1 protein-coding gene is annotated in these 1,913 nt (G+C 34.4%); it reads right to left on the reverse strand.

The window, feature by feature from the left end; translation table 11 throughout:
- Positions 1–322: 322 nt before the first annotated feature.
- Positions 323–1,366 (reverse strand): linear amide C-N hydrolase, encoded by a 1,044-nt coding sequence (locus LDB17_RS13160; protein WP_289781712.1) that lies wholly within the window; start codon positions 1,364–1,366, stop codon positions 323–325.
- Positions 1,367–1,913 lie beyond the last annotated feature (547 nt).

The following is a 1,913-nucleotide window of genomic DNA, read 5'->3' on the forward strand; positions in this document are numbered from 1 at the left end:
CCCCAAGACTTTTTCCGAAGAGAAAAAATCTATACAGTTATATACCGAAAAAATAATATCGGTGTTTGGTAGCGTAAATCCTTTTAGAGCAAGTGCTAATCTAGTTTCCTTAAGAAGATAAGAATATTGCACTTTATGATAAAGACGGCTCGAGAATAAAGCGATGTAACATCTAATGCTAAATCAGTATAAATCAGAGCCACAAAAAAAGGGGGGGGAGTAATATATTTATTGGATAAAGACCAGAATTCATTGAAATAAACTACATGCAGAATACAAATGAAAAGCCCATTTCTTCAATGGGCTTTTCAATCTTTATTTCTTAATCATTCACACCCAGAAATTTGAACGGCTGTGAAACCTTGAAGTTATTTATTGTATTTCCATTGTAAGTTTCACCGTTTGCTAAAGATAATTTAAGTACAGGAGCTCCTTTAGACAAATTCATGTCTTGAAGATTTACCCAGAATGTATTCGGAGTCAAACTCGATTCAAAGAAATAAGTCAGATTCTTACTATCCGATACAGTTCTCCATTGTGTCGTAGAAATTTCAGGACTATCGGGTGTAGAAATGCCATAAGGAACAGAGGCATTACGAATAACACTGAAAACGCTGGCCACTGCTAATTTCTCATCTCCTATTTTAGGAAGTGCATCAATATAGAAGCTTGCTCTCGCAAAACGATCGGCTGCACGATTGGTACCCGGAAGAAAAGTCAATCCGCCAATAGATTTCCAATAGTCATTCAAGGCCAACTGTTTATCATAAGTTGGAGAATTAGTCATTACATTATAGTTCTTGCTATGATAGATATTGAGCTTTCCATCTATATATTCGAAAATAGCGCTATCGCCTGTAACATCAGAAATAGCAAGGTGTAATGTTGCAAGCCTCGAACCATCAGGCATCTTATCAGAAACTACTTGAAAAGAATTTTTACCTACAAAAGAAACAGCTTCATCCACGGAAGCAAAGTTGTCGAGCATATATTGCACCCAAGCAGCTATAGTTAGTCCCGGCTTGCTCGTATCCCATGCCGGATATACAGACTCATTCAACCATAACAAATTTGCAACTAAACCCTTCTCATTCATACCATCGGTACTGGCTATTTCAAAAGCAGATGTTACTACACTACCATATCTAGAAGTCCATTTTAAAGAATTGCTTCCGGTTTCTCCACTTCTTTCCATGCCTCTAGGGAAAACCCATATATTACTATGCATTTCAGTTTTCCAGTCCATTGTACGACCCGTTACTACCATTCCATTATCTCCGGTATAAACGACACGTGTACATGCATTCGCTTTCGGTATTGCTATCAAACATATAAAGCCTACGATAAACAAATAAATTCTTTTCATTTCTTTAATTTTTTAATTGTGATTTAAACTATTTTTGATTTTATAATATTGTTTTCTAATTTTGATACTGCAAAGGTAGATACTACGACATAAATACATATCAAACAGATCATTATAAAAATATTAGAATTAAAGAGTAGGGCTCTAATATTTTTCTAATAATACTCTTTAGAGATAAAAGTTTAATGATTCATCGCGGCTTCTAAAGCGGTATTGAATATCACAAATACAGCACCTTCCAAATATTCTTACAGAAACATACAATAACAAACTAATGAGCAACTACGCCTTTAATTATCATATGACTATAAAGATGAGTTTAGAGCCATAATCAAAATAGATTACCAGATACCAAAACTTTGTAGTGATGAAATTCGTTATTACTTTTATCACTTAATAATAAATAGGCAGGTAAATAAATTAGAATAATGTATCAGATAGAAGTAAAAGACGTATATAAGTCATTTAAGGATGTACATGCCGTAAGAGGTATCTCTTTTGGAATAGAACCCGGTAAATTTGTGGCTTTACTTGGCCCTAATGGGGC

The organism is Dysgonomonas sp. Shenzhen-Wh21 (assembly GCF_043392705.1).
GTDB lineage: Bacteria > Bacteroidota > Bacteroidia > Bacteroidales > Dysgonomonadaceae > Dysgonomonas.